The sequence below is a fragment of the Actinomycetota bacterium genome (genome assembly GCA_036280995.1).
Classification (GTDB): Bacteria; Actinomycetota; CALGFH01; order CALGFH01; family CALGFH01; genus CALGFH01.
Window position 1 is genome coordinate 1 of sequence record DASUPQ010000123.1, and the last position, 2,989, is coordinate 2,989.

2 protein-coding genes are annotated in these 2,989 nt (G+C 69.2%); one reads left to right on the top strand and one right to left on the bottom strand.

From position 1 onward, the window contains the following. Positions 1–414: 414 nt before the first annotated feature. A complete protein-coding gene (locus VF468_03825; protein ID HEX5877441.1) occupies positions 415–882 on the bottom strand; it encodes a hypothetical protein in 468 nt (155 codons plus the stop codon). A 152-nt stretch (positions 883–1,034) separates the two neighbouring features. Between VF468_03825 and VF468_03830 the strand changes: the two genes are divergently transcribed. Beyond that, positions 1,035–2,989: hypothetical protein (locus VF468_03830; protein HEX5877442.1), on the top strand; the 1,955-nt coding region annotated here is incomplete at its 3' end.

Below are 2,989 nucleotides of genomic sequence, written 5' to 3' on the forward strand. Positions count from 1 at the left end.
CAAGCTCACCACTCCCTTGGGCGTCCCCCAGGAATCCCGGGGCGGTTCACGGACTCTTCCAAGCGGAGTGGAAGATGCGTTGTGCCTGGTGGAGCTGAGGGGATTTGAACCCCTGACCCCTTGCATGCCATTGACGAGCCAGCCGCTCGCATCCCCGCACGCATCCACGCGTTCCCCCATATCAGCGCTGCTCAGCACGCGAATGGCGTCGAGGTCACATAGTGCCGCGTGTGGCGTCGTGAGGCTTCGTTGCTGGCGGATTGCTGGCAGGTCTGGCACAGAAGGGCCCGGCATCACCCGCAAGGGATAATTCCTGCGGTGTGGAGGATGAGACCGGTTCCGGTGACCCTCGTGTCGTCGCTGGGCCGGGATCGCCCCGCAGGCCGGCGAGGACGAACCTGGCTCAGGCGTGGATCATCCCGGTCCGCCGGCTGCCGGTGGCTCGCGCACTACCTCAAAAGCTGGCGGCTCTGGGGCCACCACCGGCCCGAGCGCCCGCTCGCGGCTGTCTGCGGGAGCGGCGACCTCGACGCGTGCGCCACCGTCGGCCGCCAAGGGCACGATCACCGGGTCTTTTCCGACCCGCTTGACCTCACCGGGCTCGGCCGCTCGTACCGCATCGGCAAGCCCGTCGACCGCGACCAGTTCGTTTCGAAGCAGAGCCGGGGCCTTGGTCCAGACGAGCACATCGCGGACCCAGCGGCCGTAGCCGCGCTTCCACTTGGGTCCCAGCCCCGACACCTCACCGTCGACGACCCGGATCGCTCCTTTGAAGGCGGCGGGCTGATGGCTGAGCCAGCGCCGGCGGATGAGCATCATGCCGACCAGGACGAGGATCACGATCAGATCGACGCCGAGCAGGGCAAGAACCGCAGCAATCATGCTGCCATGCTGGCCCTCCCGACAGGTGTGCGCATCACCCGAAAGGGATAGTTTGTGAGGCGACGACACGGGCATCGGTCTCATGCGAGCAGGAACGTCGGCCCGCTGTCATCGACAGCCCGACCGGGTTCTGAGGAGCGGCCTTGGAGTTGGTGGAGTCCAAGCTTCGCCCACCCTCGATCCGCCCGGGGACCGTGCCCCGCACGGTCTTGGTCGAGCGGCTGCTCGCCGCGCCGGTCGTCTGCGTGGTGGCGCCGCCCGGCTACGGCAAGACGATCCTGCTAGCCCAGTGGGCCAGCCGCAAAGGTGGCGGCGTGGGCTGGGTGACGCTCGACGAGCACGACAACGACCCTGCGGTCATGCTGACGTACCTAGCCGTCGCCCTAGACCGCATCGAGCCGATCGACCCGGGCGTCTTCCGAGCCCTGGCCGCACCAGGCGCCTCGGTCCTAGGCACGATCGTGCCCCGGCTGATCACCGCTGTGGCAGCGATGACCCGGCCGGTTGCCCTGGTCACCGACAATCTGGAGGTGCTGGACAATCCGCAGTGCCTGGATGCCATGGCCGAAGTGGTCGCGCGCCTGCCCACCGGGTTGCAGCTGGCGCTGGCTGCCCGGACCACCCCCAGGCTGCCGACGGCGCTGGTGGGCACACGAGGCCAAGTCATGGCAGTCGGGGTCGAGGAGCTCAGGATGGACCAGGATGAGGCGCATGCCCTGCTGGAGGGAGCCGGGGTCCAACTGGGCGACGCCGAGACGGCGGCGCTGGTCGGACTGACAGAAGGGTGGCCGGTGGGACTGTATCTTGCCGCGCTGGCCCGCAAGGCGAGACGAGCAGACCGCCCGCAGGAGGAGACTGGGGCCGAGTTTTCGGGGGACTACCGGCTCGTGGCTGACTACCTGTGGGCCGAGTTGTTGTCCCACCAGCCGCAGTCGACGGTGTCGTTCCTGACCCGCACGGCGGTGCTTGACCGGATGTGCGGGCCGCTGTGCGACGCGGTCCTGGGCACCACCCGCTCGGCCGACCGGTTGGCGTCGCTGGCCAGGTCGAACCTGTTGTTGGTCCCCCTGGACCAGCAACAACAGTGGTACCGCTACCACCATTTGTTCCGCGGTCTGCTCCAGGCCGAACTCGACCGGCGCGAGCCGGAGTTGGTTCAGGAGCTTCACTTACGGGCGGCGGAGTGGTACGAGGCCAACGGCCTCCCGGAGACCGCGATTGACCATGCCCAGGCCGCAGGAGACGCCGACCGGGTCGCCCGGCTGGTCGCCAGCCTTGCGCTGCCCACCGGCTCCACAGGACGGATCGATACCGTCCACCGGTGGTTGGCATGGTTCGAGGATCGTGGGTTGATCGAACGCTATCCGCCGGTTGCCGTGCAGGCGATCTGGGTCTATGCGTTGTGGGGCCAGGCGGCGGCCGCCGACCGTTGGTTCGATGCGGCCGAACGTGGGGCGTTCGCCGGAGCGCTCCCGGACGGCAGCACGCTGGCCGGCTTCCGGTCGCTGTTGGCCGCGCTGTTGTGCCGCGACGGGGTGGATCGGATGCGCGCCGACGCGGAGGCCGCCCTGGCCGGGCTGAGCCCAGGAAGCCCTTGGCGGGCCGCGGCGCTGCTCCTCCAAGGGATGTCCTACCTGCTCGTCGGCGAGGTCGACCAGGCCGACCCGATCCTGGCCCGTGCGGTCGAGGTGGGCACCCAAGTCGGTTATCTCCCCGCCCTGTCGATTGCCCTGGCCGAGCGCTGCCTGGTTGCGATCGAACGCCGTGACTGGCAGCAGGCCGAGAGCTTGGCGGACCGGGCGCGCACGATTGTGGAGCACGGCCGTCTGGACCACTACATTCCCATCAGCCTGGTCTACGCGGTCGCGGCCAGGACATCGATCCATCGGGGTGCGACCCAGACGGCCCAGGAGCACCTCGTCCAAGCCGCCCGCCTGCGCCCGCAGCTCACCTACGCGACGCCGCACCTCGCCGTCCAGACGCTGCTGGAACTCGGCCGCGCCTACCTGGGGCTGGGCGACGCCGCCGGTGGCAGGGTGACCCTGACCGAGGCCAACGACATCCTCTACCGGCGACCCGACCTCGGCCTCCTCTCCAGCCAGGCCGA